Source organism: Shewanella oncorhynchi (genome assembly GCF_030848765.1).
In the GTDB taxonomy this organism is placed as follows: domain Bacteria; phylum Pseudomonadota; class Gammaproteobacteria; order Enterobacterales; family Shewanellaceae; genus Shewanella; species Shewanella oncorhynchi.
This window is the reverse complement of the sequence record NZ_CP132914.1, coordinates 4435267-4454481: the sequence shown is the minus strand read 5'-3', so window position 1 is coordinate 4454481 and position 19215 is coordinate 4435267. Positions and strand designations below refer to the sequence as shown.

At 47.6% G+C, this 19215-nt stretch carries 10 protein-coding genes, 1 tRNA gene and 2 rRNA genes; 8 read left to right on the top strand and 5 right to left on the bottom strand.

Annotated features, from left to right (window positions below):
- Positions 1 to 360: 360 nt before the first annotated feature.
- The 3 genes from RA178_RS19765 (at position 361) to RA178_RS19755 (ending at position 3679) form a co-directional block, all read left to right on the top strand.
- Positions 361 to 3263: ribosomal RNA gene (locus tag RA178_RS19765) — 23S ribosomal RNA — on the top strand.
- Between the two features lie 187 nt (positions 3264 to 3450).
- Positions 3451 to 3566 (top strand): 5S ribosomal RNA (rrf, locus tag RA178_RS19760).
- Between the two features lie 36 nt (positions 3567 to 3602).
- A tRNA-Asp gene (locus RA178_RS19755) sits at positions 3603 to 3679 on the top strand.
- Between the two features lie 495 nt (positions 3680 to 4174).
- Here RA178_RS19755 and rsd read toward each other — a convergent pair.
- Positions 4175 to 4654: a sigma D regulator gene (rsd, locus tag RA178_RS19745; RefSeq protein WP_306683472.1), complete on the bottom strand. Its 480-nt coding sequence runs from the start codon at positions 4652 to 4654 to the stop codon at positions 4175 to 4177.
- Positions 4655 to 5111: 457 nt separating this feature from the next.
- On the opposite strand from rsd, the gene hemE reads away from it, so the two are divergent.
- From hemE to RA178_RS19730, 3 genes are all read left to right on the top strand, one after another.
- Entirely contained in the window at positions 5112 to 6176 is a 1065-nt protein-coding gene (hemE, locus tag RA178_RS19740; protein WP_006079904.1) for a uroporphyrinogen decarboxylase, read from the top strand.
- 406 nt (positions 6177 to 6582) lie between these two features.
- A complete protein-coding gene (locus RA178_RS19735) occupies positions 6583 to 9162 on the top strand; it encodes a putative bifunctional diguanylate cyclase/phosphodiesterase (RefSeq protein WP_306683470.1) in 2580 nt (859 codons plus the stop codon).
- A 75-nt stretch (positions 9163 to 9237) separates the two neighbouring features.
- A complete protein-coding gene (locus RA178_RS19730; protein ID WP_113941707.1) occupies positions 9238 to 10041 on the top strand; it encodes an SDR family oxidoreductase in 804 nt (267 codons plus the stop codon).
- 18 nt (positions 10042 to 10059) lie between these two features.
- On the opposite strand, the gene RA178_RS19725 is transcribed toward RA178_RS19730, so the two are convergent.
- From RA178_RS19725 to purH, 4 genes are all read right to left on the bottom strand, one after another.
- Positions 10060 to 10287, bottom strand: coding sequence for a hypothetical protein (locus tag RA178_RS19725; protein ID WP_105250390.1), 228 nt, complete (start codon positions 10285 to 10287; stop codon positions 10060 to 10062).
- 170 nt (positions 10288 to 10457) lie between these two features.
- The gene (locus RA178_RS19720; protein WP_306683468.1) at positions 10458 to 13694 is read right to left on the bottom strand and encodes an ImpA family metalloprotease; all 3237 of its coding nucleotides are present in this window, start codon (positions 13692 to 13694) and stop codon (positions 10458 to 10460) included.
- Positions 13695 to 13877: 183 nt separating this feature from the next.
- Positions 13878 to 15170, bottom strand: coding sequence for a phosphoribosylamine--glycine ligase (gene purD / locus RA178_RS19715; protein ID WP_306683466.1), 1293 nt, complete (start codon positions 15168 to 15170; stop codon positions 13878 to 13880).
- Positions 15171 to 15240: 70 nt separating this feature from the next.
- Positions 15241 to 16839, bottom strand: coding sequence for a bifunctional phosphoribosylaminoimidazolecarboxamide formyltransferase/IMP cyclohydrolase (purH, locus tag RA178_RS19710; RefSeq protein WP_173496224.1), 1599 nt, complete (start codon positions 16837 to 16839; stop codon positions 15241 to 15243).
- 352 nt (positions 16840 to 17191) lie between these two features.
- On the opposite strand from purH, the gene zntR reads away from it, so the two are divergent.
- Both zntR and RA178_RS19700 read left to right on the top strand, forming a co-directional pair.
- Positions 17192 to 17692, top strand: a complete 501-nt coding sequence (gene zntR, locus RA178_RS19705; protein ID WP_131524203.1) for a Zn(2+)-responsive transcriptional regulator — start codon at positions 17192 to 17194, stop codon at positions 17690 to 17692.
- Positions 17693 to 17694: 2 nt separating this feature from the next.
- Positions 17695 to 19200, top strand: coding sequence for an SO_0444 family Cu/Zn efflux transporter (locus RA178_RS19700; protein ID WP_263143357.1), 1506 nt, complete (start codon positions 17695 to 17697; stop codon positions 19198 to 19200).
- The last annotated feature ends 15 nt before the right edge of the window (positions 19201 to 19215 follow it).

The window sequence follows — 19215 nt, the reverse complement described above, 5'->3', positions numbered from 1 at the left end:
TATACGACTAACTTAATGTTTGTTGAGTGTTCACACAGATTGCTTGTTTAGCTTCTCTTAGGAGAAGTCAGAGCTAAATGCGCCGCTAGCCGGTACGCATTGTTCTTTAACAATTTGGAAAGCTGATAGTATTTAATTGCATGAGTCTGTCATGTGATTAATTACAAAACGTTTAATGCGCAAGCATTGAACATGAGTTCTCAAACACTTTATTAAGTGTCTTGAATATTCAAAAGTAAATTATTCTTTATTGAATAGTTTACGTCTAAGGCGCGTCCACTTCTTTGGTCAGAAGTGAGACAAGTAAAACCAAGCTGGTCGCAATGCGGCGCAGATGAGTGAAACTCATTTGGGTTGTATGGTTAAGCGACTAAGCGTATACGGTGGATGCCTTGGCAGTCAGAGGCGATGAAGGACGTAGTAACTTGCGAAAAGCGTTGGCGAGCTAGTAACAAGCATTTGAGCTAACGATGTCCGAATGGGGGAACCCAGCAGCATAAGCTGTTATCGCAACATGAATACATAGTGTTGCGAGGCGAACGAGGGGAACTGAAACATCTAAGTACCCTTAGGAAAAGAAATCAACCGAGATTCCCCTAGTAGCGGCGAGCGAACGGGGATTAGCCCTTAAGTCAGTGGGGTGTTAGTGGAATGCGTTGGAAAGCGCAGCGGCACAGGGTGATAGCCCCGTACATGAAAACTAACCATTGATGAAAACGAGTAAGGCGGGACACGTGACATCCTGTTTGAATATGGGGGGACCATCCTCCAAGGCTAAATACTCCTGACTGACCGATAGTGAACCAGTACCGTGAGGGAAAGGCGAAAAGAACCCCTGTGAGGGGAGTGAAATAGAACCTGAAACCGTATACGTACAAGCAGTGGGAGCGGTTCTTGAGACCGTGACTGCGTACCTTTTGTATAATGGGTCAGCGACTTACATTTTGTAGCGAGGTTAAGCGAATAGCGGAGCCGTAGGGAAACCGAGTGTTAACTGCGCGTTTAGTTGCAAGGTGTAGACCCGAAACCCGGTGATCTAGCCATGGGCAGGTTGAAGGTTGAGTAACATCAACTGGAGGACCGAACCGACTAATGTTGAAAAATTAGCGGATGACTTGTGGCTGGGGGTGAAAGGCCAATCAAACCGGGAGATATCTGGTTCTCCTCGAAAGCTATTTAGGTAGCGCCTCGAGCGAATACCATTGGGGGTAGAGCACTGTTAAGGCTAGGGGGTCATCCCGACTTACCAACCCTTTGCAAACTCCGAATACCAATGAGTACTACTCGGGAGACAGACGGCGGGTGCTAACGTCCGTCGTCAAAAGGGAAACAACCCAGACCGTCAGCTAAGGTCCCAAAGTACTAGCTAAGTGGGAAACGATGTGGGAAGGCTTAGACAGCTAGGATGTTGGCTTAGAAGCAGCCATCATTTAAAGAAAGCGTAATAGCTCACTAGTCGAGTCGGCCTGCGCGGAAGATGTAACGGGGCTAAGCTAGTCACCGAAGCTACGGGTGCACAGTTTACTGTGCGCGGTAGAGGAGCGTTCTGTAAGCCGTTGAAGGTGAAGGGGTAACCCACGCTGGAGGTATCAGAAGTGCGAATGCTGACATGAGTAACGATAAAGGGGGTGAAAAACCCCCTCGCCGAAAGACCAAGGGTTCCTGTCCAACGTTAATCGGGGCAGGGTGAGTCGACCCCTAAGGTGAGGCCGAAAGGCGTAATCGATGGGAAACAGATTAATATTTCTGTACTTCCGCTAACTGCGATGGAGAGACGGAGAAGGCTAGGCTAGCGCGGCGTTGGTAGTCCGCGTTTAAGGTGGTAGGTGGTGTTCTTAGGCAAATCCGGGGACACGTACTTTAATGTACACACTGAGAGCTGATGACGAGGTCCTAAGGGACTGAAGTAGTTGATGCCATGCTTCCAGGAAAATCTTCTAAGCTTCAGGTTAGCGGGAATCGTACCCCAAACCGACACAGGTGGTCGGGTAGAGAATACCAAGGCGCTTGAGAGAACTCGGCTGAAGGAACTAGGCAAAATGGTACCGTAACTTCGGGAGAAGGTACGCTCCTGTTGGTGATGAGACTTGCTCTCTAAGCTGACGGGAGTCGCAGATACCAGGTGGCTGCAACTGTTTATCAAAAACACAGCACTGTGCAAACTCGCAAGAGGAAGTATACGGTGTGACGCCTGCCCGGTGCCGGAAGGTTAATTGATTGGGTTATCGCAAGAGAAGCTCATGATCGAAGCCCCGGTAAACGGCGGCCGTAACTATAACGGTCCTAAGGTAGCGAAATTCCTTGTCGGGTAAGTTCCGACCTGCACGAATGGCGTAATGATGGCCACGCTGTCTCCAGCCGAGACTCAGTGAAGTTGAAATTGCGGTGAAGATGCCGTATACCCGCGGCTAGACGGAAAGACCCCGTGAACCTTTACTATAGCTTGGCACTGAACATTGAACCTACATGTGTAGGATAGGTGGGAGACTATGAAGTTGTGACGCTAGTCATGATGGAGTCGTCCTTGAAATACCACCCTTGTAGTTTTGATGTTCTAACCTAGGTCCCTTATCGGGATTAGGGACAGTGCCTGGTGGGTAGTTTGACTGGGGCGGTCTCCTCCCAAAGAGTAACGGAGGAGCACGAAGGTTGGCTAAGTACGGTCGGACATCGTACGGTTAGTGCAATGGCATAAGCCAGCTTAACTGCGAGACATACACGTCGAGCAGGTACGAAAGTAGGTCATAGTGATCCGGTGGTTCTGAATGGAAGGGCCATCGCTCAACGGATAAAAGGTACTCCGGGGATAACAGGCTGATACCGCCCAAGAGTTCATATCGACGGCGGTGTTTGGCACCTCGATGTCGGCTCATCACATCCTGGGGCTGAAGTCGGTCCCAAGGGTATGGCTGTTCGCCATTTAAAGTGGTACGCGAGCTGGGTTCAGAACGTCGTGAGACAGTTCGGTCCCTATCTGCCGTGGGCGTTGGATGATTGAAGGGAGCTGCTCCTAGTACGAGAGGACCGGAGTGGACGAACCGCTGGTGTTCGGGTTGTCATGCCAATGGCATTGCCCGGTAGCTACGTTCGGAATCGATAACCGCTGAAAGCATCTAAGCGGGAAGCGAGCCCTAAGATGAGTCATCCCTAGGAATTTAATTCCTCTAAAGAGCCGTTCGAGACTAGGACGTTGATAGGCATGGTGTGTAAGCGTTGTGAGGCGTTGAGCTAACATGTACTAATGACTCGAGAGGCTTAACCATACAACCCAGATGGGTTTTACTGAAAATGTTCCAGACATTTTCTAGCACTTCCTCCTTCCATGGAGGTCGTACGAAAAGCCTTAGACAGAATACAGATGCTTGATAAAGTTAAAGACTCAAAGAAAATCAGCTTTCCGAATTATTATTAACGTGGTCCAGAGATGGACACGGTAATAAACAGAATTTGCTTGGTGACAATAGCCTTGTGGAACCACCTGATCCCATCCCGAACTCAGAAGTGAAACGCAAACGCGCCGATGGTAGTGTGGGGTCTCCCCATGTGAGAGTAGGTCATCGCCAAGCGCCTAATTTAGGTTAACGTGTAGACGTTAAGCTAAAGGAGCGGTAGTTCAGTTGGTTAGAATACCGGCCTGTCACGCCGGGGGTCGCGGGTTCGAGTCCCGTCCGCTCCGCCAACATTAAGAGATAAGCCTCATCGAAAGATGAGGCTTTTTTCGTTATGGCGTCGCGGGTAATTCGTGTCAGTGACGCTAATGCTTCGAGCTCGAAGCACATGGTTATCCTCATACTCGGCTATCATGTAGATGACATCCTTATCAGAATATGAAATTTTTGTTTTAAAGCTAAACTAATTCTATTAATTAGCAAAATTTATCCATTCCCGAAAGCATAACTGAGTCATCCTCTGTAGCTCCTTAATGCATTCAGGCTATCGAGCATTACATAACAATATCGCCATACCTATTGAAACAACGATTTGCCAATGTGTGCTGTCTCAGCCATGGCTAAGTCTGCTCTATCGGATTCAATTTGATTCAAACGGTTGCTGTCTAATGGTGCTAGGACGTGTTCCTGTAGTAGTCCAAAGCCATGCTACTTCATTTTCAAAACGATTGAGGGAAAGGATAGATAAGCGCACAGATGCAGCAAGGTGCGCTTATGAAGGAGGGCTACTGGTTGTGCTCAGAATGTTTGCGATGGAGAACTTCAAGTAGTTCATCTTCGAGTTCGAAGCGTGTTTCCATGTTATGGGCGAGCTCAGATAGGTCTTTATCGAGTTGATACAATACGAAATCGTCTTGTGTTTCCGCATATTTATCGTTGAAATCTAATGCTGCATTCGTGGTTGGCGTTATCTTGGGCAATACTTGTTGTGCGAGCGTTTTGCTTGATTGGCCATATTCACTGCAGGCATTAACGACTTTATCATAGACCTCGAAATGTCCTTCGGAGACATAGTCAACTAATAAGTCACAGAAAGATTTAACATGTTCGAACGAGGGAAGTGATTTTTCTGATTTACTGTAAGGAGGAAGCCCAGCAATTTGGCAGTAATGCACTAACAGTTTTCGACGGTTTTTTAGCCATTGATCAATAAGCTTATTTGAACCGCCCCACTTCTGTTCTGCTTTTTCGAGTTCTCTCAGCATGATGCATTCCATTTAAGTGCCAGCACATAACTCTAATGTAGGGACAAGTTGCTAATCGATCAACTCTTTTCATGCGAATTTGCGAGAATGACGAAATGGACAAACCAGCTGTTTCGTATCGAAAAATGCAAATAAAAAGCCCAACGATAGAAACCTATCGTTGGGCGAGTAAAGTTTATAGCAGGCTCGATGCGACGAGCTTCTTGATTGTTCTTGCTAGCGCAGACTTTTTATACCAAAGGCGGGGAACCGGCGCAACTTTTTTCTGTCTGAGTGTGACTTCGTTACGAATAAATGAGCAGTATGTTAGCTGGCTAACATTTTCCGGTTTATGCGGTCAAATCGACGCCAATGATGGGGAATAGCTCACATAAATTTGCACATAAAGGTTACATTATTCGCGTAAATGCTAAACTACCGACCCAGCGGATCTCAATAAGACTAGGAACCAAGCCCAATGGCAGAATTAAAGAATGATCGTTATTTACGCGCCCTACTAAAAGAGCCTGTCGATGTGACCCCTGTGTGGATGATGCGTCAAGCTGGCCGTTATCTTCCTGAATATAAAGCTACTCGCGCTCAAGCGGGTGACTTCATGTCTTTGTGTAAAAATCATGAGCTTGCCTGTGAAGTCACGCTGCAACCTTTACGTCGTTATGATCTCGATGCGGCGATTTTGTTTTCCGATATCCTAACTGTACCCGATGCTATGGGTTTAGGTTTGTATTTTGAGGCGGGTGAAGGCCCACGTTTCGAGCGCCCAACAGACACTATCGATGCGATCAAAAAGCTCTCAATTCCAGATCCAGAAGATGAGCTGGGTTATGTGATGAAAGCCGTTAGCACTATTCGCCGTGAACTGAATGGCGCAGTGCCGTTAATTGGCTTTTCTGGTTCACCTTGGACCTTAGCGACATACATGGTTGAAGGTGGTTCGAGCAAAACCTTCGAAAAAATTAAGAAGATGGCTTACGCAGAGCCAATGGCATTACACATGCTGTTAGATAAATTAGCCGATTCAGTGATCCTATACCTGAATGCTCAAGTTGCTAACGGTGCGCAATCTTTGATGATTTTTGACTCATGGGGCGGCGCGTTATCGCACTCTGCTTACCGTGAGTTCTCTTTGCGTTATATGCAGAAGATTATTGATGGTCTGACACGCTTTGCCGATGGCCGTAAAGTGCCAGTGACGCTGTTTACTAAAGGCGGTGGTTTGTGGCTAGAAGCGATGGCAGAAACTGGCTGTGATGCACTAGGTTTGGATTGGACGGTAGACATTGCCGATGCCCGTCGTCGTGTAGGCCATAAAGTGGCATTGCAAGGCAACATGGACCCATCTATGTTGTATGCGCCAATTCCACGTATCGAAGAGGAAGTAGGTCATATTTTAGCGGGTTATGGTGAAGGTACTGGCCATGTATTTAACCTAGGCCATGGTATTCATCAGCATGTCGATCCAGAACATGCTGGCGCCTTTATCAAGGCGGTTCATGCGCAATCAAAGCAATACCATAAATAATTTTTGGTTTGCGAAACAGGCCCGCTTGCGGGCCTGTTTTATATCCGACATTTGAATTTGATAGCGTTGGAGCTTCTGGCGAAGGTATCTTTATGGATTAGCGTATGCGGTGGTTTCTATCGTCTGCTAGCTTAATTTTAAACAACGACTTGAATTCCCTATATTCACATACTGATTATGTATGAATTATCTTGATAAAAAAGTAAAATTTATAATCGTTTAATTTATAAATTTTAATTTAAATCAAAGGTATAAAATTGATTTAATTGCATGAAAATGTCTACTTTAGCAACGACTAAAGCGAAGTGATGTTTAATACTATTCGCAAATGAGATATGTTGCATGGCGCAGTGAAGGATTATGCAAGGCCGTCAATCAATTTAGTCATAACAAGCCGTGGTAAGAGATGCACATTGGCAAGAAAATAATGGTATTTATTGCGGGCTTTTGTCTCCCTGCGGTGGTAATTGTCTCCTATTGTCTTGGTTATTGGTACGACCACCGTGTCGAGCTATTACGTCAAGATAGTGCTAACCGTGAGCTTGCCAATATCCAGCAGCAGTTTCAAATTGATGTCGATCGCTTAACCTTTCTCACTAATATCTATGCCTTACCTTTGTCTCAATTAGATGAAGACCAACTTAAAAAGCTTGAATCCTCGTGGCGCGATAGCTCAATGTCAGCCAATCTGAGTTGGTATATTCTACGGCAGGGTGAATTGCACCCTTTTTTCCCCAATGAACGTCCCTTTGAGAATGATAAGTTACGAGAAATCGCCAGTGCTATTGTCAGTGCCGACAAGCCCAGTGTTGCTGGCGCTTATTTGATGGGCAAGTATGCTTATGTCGTTACTTCCGTGGCTTCTGCGCCCAATGAATCTGTGCTGCTGGTACGCCAACTGACTGATAAAGACTTACTGGAATATGCTCAAGCCTTATTGGTGACTAAGGTGAGCATGAGCCATTCTCGCGACGTTACACCAACAGTTGATGGTGTGCACAGTGACGCGATTAACATTCCAAGCCTGCTAAAAGATAAGCCTGTCTACCTGCAAGTACTGTTTTCCGATGGTCCCTTTAGGGAGGTTAAATTTCAACTCGATTGGGTATCGCTCGGATTTATTCTCTTTGGTGTGTTTATTGTTGGTCTTGGTTATATTTGGCTGCGTTCGGGCTTACTCAAACCCTTTAAAAATCTGATGCATCAATTGGCGCTGGTCGATCCTATGTCTAGTGTCTATCAACCCGTTACAAGCGAGGGTAATGAAGAATTAGAAGTGCTCGCCAGCCGTGTTAATAGCTTGCTGGCAAGAATTTATCAGCAAAAAGAACGCGCGAAAATCACCTTAGAATCCATTGCTGAAGCGGTGATTTTGACCGATGTCGATGCCAACGTGATTTATATGAATCCGCGGGCCGAGTTGCTTCTCGATGTCGCCAGTTGCTATGCCATAGGTCAGAGCCTTGCGAGTCTGTTAAAGGCTGGGGAGCAGTTGAATCAGGCGGTTTTTACCTGCATTCGTCTCGAAGAATCAGCGCCGCAGGTCGAGAAAATCAAGCTATTAACTGCTTCGCCTCGGATTATGGAGCGCAGTATTAGCAATCTGCGTAATCACGATAAAGAAATTGTTGGTACTGTCGTGGTATTGCGGGATATCACTCAAGAAGAGTTGCTTAAACACCAGCTACAAAAAAGGGCAAATTTCGATAGCATAACAGGGCTGCTAAACCGTCAGGCATTTGATGAGCAGTTACCCCAATTTGCCGCTTCAGCCAAAACTATCGCCGTTTGTTACCTTGATTTGGAGCAATTCAAGTTGATTAACGACAGCTGTGGCCATACTGCAGGCGATCGTATGCTTGCTATGGTGGCTAAGGCAATGCAGGCTTGTCTTGGGTCACAGGAGCTATTGGCGCGCCTTGGTGGCGATGAGTTTGGTTTAGTGATTTGTAATCGTAGTGCCTTATCTGTGGCGCAATTACTGAAGCAAATGATCGCGCAAGTCTCCATGCAAGTGTTGAACGATAAGAACTGTAATTATAAAGTTGGCCTCAGCATAGGTGTCGCTTTTGGTCGTGCGCCCTATATTGATGCGCAAGAATTATTAAAAGACGCTGATATCGCCTGCATTGCCGCTAAAGCTAAGGGTGCTAATCAAATTCATTTTTACGATGATAAAGATAAAGAACTCACCTACCAAAGAAATGCGCCTAAGTGGGCGGTACGTATCGCGCAAGCGATTGAAGAAAACGAGTTGATCCTTTATTACCAACCGATCCGCGGGCTAGGCAGTGGTCCGCAGCGACAACGAATGGAAATCCTGTTACGAATTCAAGAGCCCTGTGGCCGCATTTTGGCGCCTGCGCAGTTTATAGCCGCCGCTGAACGTTTTAAGTTGATGCCTGATATCGATAAAGAAGTCATCCGCAAAGCTTTTTTATGGTTGTCTTTGAACCCCGTGCTTTGGCCTGATCATTGTATTTCGATTAACCTTTCGGGCAATAGTTTAGGCGCCGAAGGTATGGTGGAATATATCGCCCAGCAGCAACACATTTTTGATATTCCAAGCCAATGTATTTGCTTCGAAATTACTGAAACCACCGCGATCCAAAATCGCAATCGTGGTATGGAAATGTTGAAGCAGTTACGTAAACTCGGTTTTTCATTTGCACTGGATGATTTTGGCAGTGGTTTTGCCTCTTATGGCTATCTGCGTGAGCTGCCCGTGGATTATGTCAAAATCGACGGCTGTTTTATTAAGAATCTCGCCGTGAATGCTAAAGACTACGCCATCGTTAAATCGATTCAGGATGTTTGTCGGGTTATGGGAATCGAGACTGTTGCTGAATTTGTTGAGAATCAGGATATTATTGACAGGTTGTTGAGCATAGGCATTAACTATGCGCAAGGTTATGCGATAGGGCGCCCGCAACCCTTAGCTAATTATCGTGAGCAATACGAGATGAGGCTTGCACAACGCGCGTGAAGGATTGCGCTTTTAGCGTGATTATGCCAATTTAGCAAAAGGCGTAATTAACATAGCGATAACAAAGGAATGACTATGGATGGACTCACTGGCAAGGTCGTGATCATCACGGGTGCCTCAGAAGGTATTGGTCGGGCGCTCGCAGTGGCAATGGCGCGAATGGGCTGCCAACTAGTGCTCAGTGCGCGTAATGAAACACGTCTCGCCTCACTCGCTTTAGAAATCGCTAATTATGGTCCGCCTCCTTTTGTATTTGCCGCCGATGTCTCCAGCCCAGAACAGTGTGAAGCCTTAGTTGAAGCTGCTGTTGCGCATTATGGCCATCTCGATATTTTGATTAACAATGCTGGCATGACTATGTGGTCACGTTTTGATGAACTGACTCAGCTCTCGGTGCTTGAAGATATAATGCGGGTGAATTATCTTGGTCCTGCGTATTTAACCCATGCCGCGTTACCGCACTTGAAAGCCAGTAAAGGCCAAGTGGTGGTTGTGGCGTCAGTCGCTGGATTAACGGGCGTTCCTACTCGCAGCGGTTATGCCGCTTCTAAACATGCTGTGATTGGTTTTTTCGATTCTTTGCGGATTGAATTAGTGGATGATAATGTGGCCGTAACTGTTATTTGCCCCGATTTTGTGGTGTCACAAATTCACAAACGTGCCCTCGATGGTGCAGGTAATCCTTTAGGCAAATCTCCGATGCAGGAAGCTAAGATACTGACGGCTGAGCAATGCGCTAATATGATGTTGCCAGTGATTGCAACTCGAGGTCGTCAGCTGATTACTTCACTTCGCGGTCGTTTGGGGCGTTGGCTTAAGCTGATCGCACCAGGCTTAATCGACAAAATTGCCCGCAGGGCGATCGCCTCCGGGCACTAAAGTCTTTGCCACTACAAGCTATTTGCCACTCTTATTGAGATGCTTAATGATGGATTGTTCAGCTTCACTTTGAGTCGCTTTGTCCCCATCGATATCGATAGTCACAGTCGCGTTATGGCCCGTCATATCCTCTGCAATATGAAACCAATCTGGATGCCAGTAAAAGCTGGCTCCTTCTAGGGTTTGCCAGTTATGCACGCCTGATTTTTCACCTTGATAAATAAGATCTTTTATCGAATAACCCATATATTTACCCCATTAATTTCATGATTGTTAAAAATATAAGAAGCTAGATGGTGCACGTCATCTGAACCTAGGTATGTGCTTTACATCACATTTTCAGGTAAACATAAACCCCGCCAGAGCGAGGTTTATGAATAGCGTTAGTATCTTAGCGAGATTAAGGTTTAGCACACTTATGGTTTGGTGCACTGGGTTGGCGAACCTACGCCTTTCCACTGTGTAGTGCCATCAGTGAGTGACAGGGGCACAAAGGTCAAACCTTGGCTCATATTGGCGGGTGGCAAGTCGGTTTCTAACTCATACATGCCCATGGGGATAGCCCCTGATGTGGCATTGGCGGCAGTTTGCGAGGCCGCAAGGCTTGAGTAGTGTAGGCCTAACATATCGAAATGGCTGTGCCAATCTTTGCCTGTGAGTTTACTCAAAGACACCAGCATAAAGTCGTTGCCCGGAATATCTTTCACCGTTTTGCCACCGTAGACACTATTGCCTTCAAACGAAAATTGGCCAAAGCCCAGTTTGCTACGATTCGCTTCCCAATCACTGGCGTTATTCGCATATTTACCGAAAATACGACTGTGTTGATACAGCAAGGTAAAGAGATTAAAGCCATTGTTCAGAGTGGTGCCGTCACTGAGCGTCATGCCGTGAGCCTTAAGCGCCATTTGGATGTAAAACGCCATGCGATAACCGTTATGCACAGCATAAGCATTGCTGGCCCAAGGCGCAGTGTATCTGTCTTCACCAGCATCGAGCACCTTACAATTAGCGCCAAACACTAGGCGTTTACCACTGGTGTCTGTTGTACCTGCGGCATCGGACATAAACACATAAAAGAGATCCTTGTGGTTCATGTGACCATCGGTCACTGTGCCTGTATTGCCGTCGCGCAGATAATGGGTTTTCCACTTCACCACATAGGGGAAGATATTATTGGAGTTTTCCCCTGCGCGGCTGCCATAACCTGCCCAGTTATCATGATCACTTGCCGCAGCATATTGCACATTGAGACGGTTAGTTTGCAGATTGTGGCCTAACTCATGGTTATCACCCCAACCCGTTGGGTCGATATTCCATGCTGCGTCCCAAGGATTACCGCTACAACCTCCACCGCACTGGGCATTTTGGTCATAATTCGCGTGTTGAATGATAGTGCGGGTATGCAGACTATTATCGATACAGTCGTCGCTAAACAGTCCTTTGCAGGCCGCTAGCACATCGGCGGGTAAGGATTCACTTAAGCTCTTGCCTTGGATCTTAAGTCCCGCAAGGGTGTAAACACTGTTGATATGGTCATCGACAATACTTTTGAGTAGCGCGTTTACATCGGGTACATCCCCGCCGATGGCGTTTAAAAAGCGGTCGCGACGCAGATGTTGCTCGGCACCATCGGTGCGCAAGTCCACATGGGGTAATTCGGTATTTTGGATGCGATCGTTAAAGGCTGCTATTTCTGCAGGGTTTGAAAAATCCATAATGGTCGGATGTTTAGCCACATGCTCAGCGCTGACTTCGACACTTAACGCGCCGCCATCAGCACTCGAAGTATCACCACTGATATACAGATAAATCGGCCCGCCGTAGGGGGAAGAAAATTCGAGATTTTGTCCTTGAGCTAAGCGTAGGCGTTGCTGCGCCAACTCCAATGGACCGCGGTAGATTTTCTGCTCATAGGCACGGTTAGTATTACGTCTGTGGTAGTTGAGTTTGATCTCCACATTTGCAGCGCTGCTATCGAGACGAGTCAGTTTAATGGTTTGTCCTGGCAGCGCATACCAGCCCGTGGTCGTCCATTGGCCTGCATAGGGCACGCTAATGGTTTTACGTTCAGTGACAGTCGCAGGATAAGCGTAGTGTGCATTGCTGCCCTTGCTGAGGTTAGCTCTGTCGGTAACATATTCACCTAAATCTGGCTGGGCTAAGTTATGGCTACGGGCATAGCTGACGGTCCAATCGGCAAATAGGGCCTGCTGCCATTGGGCGTATTCGCTGTAGGCTATGGGGTAGTCAATCTCGCTGCGATACTTATCGGCGAGCAGCAGTCCGGCCTTCATCAAGGGGAAGTCTGCTTTGGTAAACACATCGATAGCATGGTTATCTAAGGTTTCAGCATTGGCTCGATACCAATCGGCACCCGCTTTGAATGAGTCAACAAAGGCGGCAGTATTACAGCTCAAGTAATTACCGCCACAGTCGTTGAGTACTGAGGTGTCGAAGCGGCCTTCGTTAAGCTTACCGAGCAAATTATTCACTTTGGTCAGGGCGGTGTCTTCGACCAAAATGTCGGTCACACTGAGGTTATTGGTATTGAGTTTTGACCAGTAATTGCCAGAGGTAGAAAGCCCCATCTCAAGGTAAAGTGGCGACAGTATTGGGCTTTCATTACGCCAGTAGTTAGAGAGCAACAAGGGAATTCCAGCCGCTTTGGCCTTAGCGATCGCGGCTTTTATGCCTATAAAACCGAGTGACTGACGGTCTATGTCACTAATGATAATCAGATCCGGTTTCAGTGTGTTGATACAGTTGCTTAACTCGCTGTAGTCACAGGTATTTGCTGTATTAATGCTATGGGCTGCGGGGTAGTTGTTTGTGAGCCAAGTGCGGATCCCTTCATTATGGGGAAAGTACCAACTGTCAGCCTTGCTCGGCATTTGGGCGGTCACTATGCTGAGGCCGTCGGTTTTATCGACGCCTTTGGTCAGCCAGCCTAAAAGGTTTTTCAATAAAGTATCGGTTTGCGCCGAAGTGTTGACAGAAAATAGATTTCCTCCCATGGCCGCATATCTTTGCCCCTGTTGCTCGCCCGCCATCACTAACCCACGAACGGCGCTCGCCCCACTGCCATCGACATTTGATGGCAAGACAGTAAAAGTGTTCTCCGGCATAAAGCTCGAAAAGGTAATTGAGTCATGGGTTGGATGCCAAGAAATGCTGCTACCGACACCTTGATATAGCTGATTTATCTGGGCTTTACGTTTGATGTCGATATTAGCGAGTTCGGCGATGCTGAAATCAATTAACTCACTCGCACTGGCAAGCCTGTGGTCTTGGTGCTTAATGGCATTTTCGGCATTACTGATAAATGTCGGCGTGATAGTGCAATCGGCCGTCATGGCCGCAGTGGTGTAAGTCAGCACATTGAGTGTGCCACCACAGCCAGTAATGCCCTCAAGTGTAAAGCCGGTATCGGCAGTAATGCTAAAAATAGCGCTTTTGCCAGACTCCACTTTTTGGCTGCTTGGACTCAGTGCGCCACCTATTACCGATAGGCTGCTGGCGGTGTATTGCACCAGCGCGGGAGGTTGGACTGGCGGCTGAGTGGGTGGTGTTGTCGTGCCAGCATCTTCTGAGCCGCCACCGCATCCGCTAAGCAGTATGGCAATGGAGGCATAAAGTAGTCTAATCCTCATGGGGAGTCCTTGATCTTTGTGTATTTAACATTTGGTTGACATTGTATCTTGTTGCTCCTGTTTTCAATAGAATTAATTATATAATTTTATTGAAAATCATGACGTTATATTTGGCGCTTGTCAAAAAACAGGCACAAAAAAACCGGCTTCTTGCCGGTTTTTTAATAGAGATATTAATTAATCTTACTGTTCACGTGCGATTGCGCGATAACCAATATCGGTACGGAAATACACATCATCCCAGTGGATTTCATCAACCAATTTATAGGCGGCTTTTTGCGCTTCGGTGACTGTGTTACCGAGTGCCGTCGCACACAATACGCGACCGCCGTTGGTAACGACGTGGCCGTTTTTCATCTCAGTGCCCGCATGGAAAACTTTACCGTCGTTATCGCCAAGGCTGAGACCGTCAATCACATCAAACTTGCGATACTCATCTGGGTAACCGCCAGCAGCCAATACCACACCCACGGCTGCGCGCTCGTCGTATTCTGCGGTCACTTTATCTAACTCGCCACGGGTGGCGGCTAAACAGAGTTCCACTAAGTCAGACTTTAACCGCATCATGATTGGCTGAGTTTCTGGATCGCCGAAGCGGCAGTTGTACTCGAGCACTTTGGCGCTGCCATCGGGCGATATCATCAAACCCGCATATAAAAAGCCAGTGTAGACATTGCCTTCTGCCGCCATACCATCAACCGTTGGGCGAATGACGTTCGCCACAGTCCAATCGTGTACCGCTTGAGTTACCACAGGTGCTGGCGAGTAAGCGCCCATGCCGCCAGTATTTGGGCCGTAATCGCCGTTATCACGGGCTTTATGGTCTTGGCTGGTGGCCATTGGCAGAATGTTTTTACCATCGACCATCACGATAAAGCTAGCTTCTTCGCCCTTGAGAAACTCTTCAATCACTACGCGCGAACCCGCTTCGCCAAATTTGTTACCGGCGAGCATGTCATCAATTGCGGCATCGGCTTCAGCTTGGTCTTGCGCGATAATCACGCCTTTACCTGCGGCTAAACCGTCAGCTTTGATGACCACTGGATAACCTGTTGTGGCCGTTAATTCACGCACGAAAGCTTTGGCATCGCTGATTTCAGTGCAGTTTTTATAACCCGCCGTAGGAATATTGTGGCGGGCTAAAAAGTCTTTAGTGAAGGCTTTTGAACCTTCGAGTTGGGCTGCGGCTTTAGTTGGGCCAAAAATCGCTAAACCTGCGGCGTTGAAGGCATCGACGACACCGATAACGAGTGGTGCTTCTGGGCCGACTATGGTCAGTTCAATCTTATTAGTTTTCGCAAAATCGAGCAGAGCAGGGATGTCGGTGGCGCTGATCGCCAGATTTTCAACATTAGGTTCTAGGGCTGTGCCCGCATTACCGGGTGCTACGTAAACGGTATCAACTTGAGCCGATTGAGCGGCTTTCCAAGCTAGGGCATGTTCGCGGCCGCCGCCACCAATGATTAACACTTTCATGGTTAAAACTCCCACACATCGCAAAGGAAAAGGCCCTAATCGCTAGGGCCAAGTTTGATTTAAGTTGTTATCAATGACGGAAGTGGCGCATGCCTGTCATCACCATGGCCATGCCGTGCTCGTCTGCTGCTGCGATGATTTCAGCATCGCGCATTGAGCCGCCCGGTTGGATGATGCAGCTAATGCCCGCAGCCGCTGCGGCATCAATACCGTCACGGAAGGGGAAGAAAGCATCGGATGCCATTACAGAGTTCACTACTTCTAAGCCTTCATCGGCGGCCTTGATGCCAGCGATTTTAGCGCTGTAAACGCGGCTCATTTGGCCAGCGCCGACACCGATAGTCATGCCGTCTTTGGCATAAACGATAGCGTTAGATTTAACGAATTTCGCCACTTTCCAGCAGAACATTAAGTCTTTCAGTTCGCTTGCAGTTGGTTGACGTTTAGAGACCACTTTGATGTCTTCTAAACCGACCATGCCTTGGTCGCGATCTTGCACTAGTAAGCCGCCGTTAACACGTTTGTAGTCTAAGGTTTGGGTCTTAGTGTTCCACTGACCACATTCCAATAAACGCACGTTGGTCTTTTTCGCAACCACATCGCGCGCCGCTTGGCTGACGCTTGGGGCGATAATCACTTCAACGAATTGACGCTCAACGATAGCGCTTGCGGTGGCAGCATCTAATTCGCCGTTGAAGGCGATAATGCCACCGAAGGCTGAGGTTGGGTCAGTTTGATAAGCGCGGTTATAGGCATCGAGTAAGTCTTTACCTAAGGCCACACCACAAGGGTTAGCGTGTTTAACGATAACACAGGCGGGTTCCAAGAATTCTTTTACGCACTCAAGGGCGGCGTCGGTATCGGCAATATTGTTGTAAGACAAGGCTTTGCCTTGCAACTGAATCGCGGTAGCCACAGAAGCTTCATCAATTTTAGTGTCAACATAGAAAGCCGCTGCTTGATGGCTGTTTTCGCCATAGCGTAAGTCTTGTTTCTTCACTAATTGGGTGTTGAACGTGCGTGGGAACTTAGAATCAGCAAAGCATTCGTCCGTGCTGTGTGCAGGAACCATAGTACCGAAGTAGTTGGCGATCATGCCATCGTAACCCGCAGTGTGCTCAAAGGCCGCAATCGCTAAATCGAAACGCGTCGCATGGGTCGTGCAGCCATTGTTAGCCGTCATTTCTGCAAGTACGCGTGAGTAATCAGCGGCATTAACGACTATGGTGACGTCTTTGTGGTTTTTTGCCGCCGCGCGCACCATAGTTGGGCCGCCAATATCGATATTTTCGATAGCGTCTTCTAAGGTACAACCGGCTTTAGCCACAGTTTCAGCGAAGGGATAAAGGTTAACCGCAACCAGATCGATGGCATTGATATTGTTATCGGCCATCACGCTTTCATCAAGACCGCGGCGCGCTAAAATGCCGCCGTGCACTTTAGGGTGCAGCGTCTTAACGCGACCGTCCATGATCTCAGGGTGTCCTGTGTAATCAGATACTTCGATAACAGGCACGCCGTTATCCGCTAACAAGCGAGCGGTGCCGCCAGTTGATAACAGTTCCACACCTTGGGCGTGAAGTGCTTTGGCGAACTCGAGAATTCCGGTTTTATCTGAAACGCTTAACAGCGCGCGACGAATGGGTCTGGCATTATTTGCAGCAGTCATTTGGGTACAGGGTCCAGTTATTTTAGTTTCAAGGATCTTTCGGAAAACAGAACAGCCTTAACGCTGTACTGCTTTCCAAAAGTCCCTTGGTCCTATTTTTACTTTATTAGTTAACTTTTTATCCCTTCGTCACAGCGCGCGTATTCTAGCGTAAAACTCGATTTACGGGTGTTTTTTCTGCGTGATTTCACAATATTCATATCAGAACAAAGCGGCATTGCCGTGTTGGCTTTCAGTAAAGTTAAAATTACCTCTTGACCTTGGAGTAGGCTCCAAGGTTTATACTTGCATTATTGAGTTGTATGCTGGAAATGATCCCTGAGTTGTGGGCTATTTCGCAAAGGATGAAGACATGTATCGTATTGGTGAATTGGCGGATTTATGTGAGGTGAAAGCCGACACGTTAAGATTCTACGAGAAGCACGGCCTACTCGCGCCGTCGAGCCGTACTGAGTCTGGCTATCGAGTATATACCGAGGCCGATGCTGCGCGATTACGCTTTATTTTACGGGCGAAAGCTGTGGGTTTTACCCTCAATGAAATCAGTGAATTGCTGTCAATTGAACTCGATAAATCTAACCGAGTCTGTGCCGATGTAAAAGGCATGGTTGATTGTAAATTGGCTCAAGTACAGGCCAAAATTGCTGAGCTGAATCATTTTCAAGCGAGTTTACAAAGCTTGTCTGATGCTTGCTGTGGTGGGCCACGTAGCGCCGAACATTGTTCTATTTTAGAGGCGTTGGAGTCCAGCACTGAGCGGGTACGCGTTGAGCATCACTCTCATAATGTAAATCAGTACCAAGCGCACCAGAATCATCACGGCAAAGCCATTTATGAAGAGTCAGGGAATTAATTATGTTACTGAAGAATTTTATTGATCTGTTTTTAGACTCGGCGCCTTGGTTGTTACTGGGCCTGATTTTAGCTGGGCTATTAAAAGTATTCGTGCCAATGGCGTGGATGCAAAAGCAGCTCGGTGGTCACGGTTTTAAAACCGTAGTGAAAGCGGCGCTGCTTGGCGCACCTTTACCTTTATGTTCTTGTGGGGTTATTCCTGCGGCGGTAGGATTGCGCCGTTCTGGTGCCTCTAAAGCAGCAACGACTTCCTTTTTAGTGTCGACGCCAGAAACGGGCGTCGATTCAATCGCCGTTTCCTACGTGTTACTCGGCCCCTTTATGGCGATCGTCAGACCGATTGCAGCTATTACCAGTGCGATAGTGGCGGGCTTACTCGTTGGTCGCGATGATGACGATGGCAAGTCAGTGGTTAAGGTAGATACTCAATCAGATAAGCCATTAGAGGGTGAGGCGTCAGTGGCGTCTTGCTGTGCCTCAAAATCAGTGGCTCAGCCAGAGATGGTAAAAGCCGAAGCGGTTAAAAGCTGCTGCTCATCGACTACGCCTACGATAACGCCCGTAAAGTCTTCCTGCTGTGGTAATGAAGGTGTTGATGCACCTGCAGCCGAGCCAAAGCCGAAGATCAAAATGACGCCTATGGCGGCGCCGAGCTTAATGGCGGGTCCTTCAAGTGTTATGGCTGTTGGCGGTCAAACCATGGGATCTGTTCAAACTATGGGTTCTGTGGTTAAGGTTAACGCTGTTAAAGTAGAAAGCGTGGGGTCATGTTGTGGCAGTCAAACCACAGAGCCTGAAAAAATAGTGGTGGTGAAAAAAGGCGCTTGCTGTGGTGGCAGTGCTAAGGATGCTAAGCAGGTGAGTGCTAACACTGCAGGCGATAGCTGCTGTGCGTCTACTCAAGATATGGCGACTGAATTTAAGTCGCAATCGGTACTCAGTCGTATCGGAATTGGCCTTAAATATGCGGCAACGGATTTAGTGCGTGATACTACGCTGTGGCTGCTGGTGGGCTTATTTTTCGCAGCTCTGGTACAAACCTATGTGCCGGCTGACTTTTTGGCTAAATGGGGCGATGGCATTCTGGCTATGCTAGTGATGGTGCTCGTTTCTGTGCCTATGTATATTTGCGCGACCGCATCGACACCGATTGCCGCTGGATTATTACTGGCGGGAGTGTCACCGGGTGCTGTACTCGTGTTTATGATGGCAGGTCCGGCAACCAATATCGCGACTTTAGGCATAGTGGCTAAAGAGCTAGGTAAACGTGCGCTGTGGGGCTATCTTGGCGGTGTGATTGGCGTGGCCTTAGTGGCCGGTATGTTGGTCAATTATCTGGTTAATACCTTTGGTTTTGTAGTGATGCCACAAATTGGTGAAGAGCACCAAATGTTACCCCAATGGTTAGTGGCAACCTCTGGCATAGTGCTGGCGTTACTCATGGCAAAAGTGGTTTTTGAGAAGATCCCAAGAAGCTGGGTTCGCCGCAACGATTGCTGTTCTTAGTCTATTCATATTCCG

Bases quoted from the DNA above. Each gene is read 5' to 3' on its own strand.
- RA178_RS19730 (WP_113941707.1), top strand. From the start codon at position 9,238: ATGGATGGACTCACTGGCAAGGTCGTGATCATCACGGGTGCCTCAGAA.
- RA178_RS19720 (WP_306683468.1), bottom strand. From the start codon at position 13,694: ATGAGGATTAGACTACTTTATGCCTCCATTGCCATACTGCTTAGCGGA.
- RA178_RS19735 (WP_306683470.1), top strand. From the start codon at position 6,583: ATGCACATTGGCAAGAAAATAATGGTATTTATTGCGGGCTTTTGTCTC.
- RA178_RS19700 (WP_263143357.1), top strand. From the start codon at position 17,695: ATGTTACTGAAGAATTTTATTGATCTGTTTTTAGACTCGGCGCCTTGG.
- purH (WP_173496224.1), bottom strand. From the start codon at position 16,839: ATGACTGCTGCAAATAATGCCAGACCCATTCGTCGCGCGCTGTTAAGC.
- zntR (WP_131524203.1), top strand. From the start codon at position 17,192: ATGTATCGTATTGGTGAATTGGCGGATTTATGTGAGGTGAAAGCCGAC.
- purD (WP_306683466.1), bottom strand. From the start codon at position 15,170: ATGAAAGTGTTAATCATTGGTGGCGGCGGCCGCGAACATGCCCTAGCT.
- hemE (WP_006079904.1), top strand. From the start codon at position 5,112: ATGGCAGAATTAAAGAATGATCGTTATTTACGCGCCCTACTAAAAGAG.
- RA178_RS19725 (WP_105250390.1), bottom strand. From the start codon at position 10,287: ATGGGTTATTCGATAAAAGATCTTATTTATCAAGGTGAAAAATCAGGC.
- rsd (WP_306683472.1), bottom strand. From the start codon at position 4,654: ATGCTGAGAGAACTCGAAAAAGCAGAACAGAAGTGGGGCGGTTCAAAT.